At 61.4% G+C, this 319-nt stretch carries 1 protein-coding gene; it reads right to left on the bottom strand.

Annotated elements, in window-relative coordinates:
* The coding region (locus EN824_RS35720) for a response regulator (protein ID WP_245521085.1) at window positions 1-284 on the bottom strand (284 nt) is incomplete at its 3' end.
* Window positions 285-319 lie beyond the last annotated feature (35 nt).

The raw sequence follows: 319 nt of genomic DNA, 5'->3' as shown, positions 1-319 counted from the left end.
GCGGGCACGATATTGAGCGCACGGCCGCCCTTGATGACACCGGTCTGCACAGTTGAGTACGGTGGATCGAATCGTTCGTCGCGGTATGCCGGCTGCGCGAGTTCCTCGCCGATCTCACTCAGCACACAGAGCGCGCCGGCCTCGAGCGCCTGTCGGCGAACCAGATCCGACGCGAACGCCGAAATGAAAACGACAGGCAGCCTGACGCCGCTCTCAAGAAGACGCCAATACATCTGCAGCCCGGAAATGCCGGGCATCTGCACGTCGGAGATGATGCAGGTCACGTCATGTATTTCGTCGCTTGCGAGGAACTGCTCCG

Origin of the sequence: Mesorhizobium sp. M8A.F.Ca.ET.181.01.1.1 (assembly GCF_004792025.1) — a bacterium.
Classification (GTDB): domain Bacteria; phylum Pseudomonadota; class Alphaproteobacteria; order Rhizobiales; family Rhizobiaceae; genus Mesorhizobium.
Note: the sequence above shows the minus strand (reverse complement) of the source record. Positions and strands in the feature narration are given on the sequence as shown.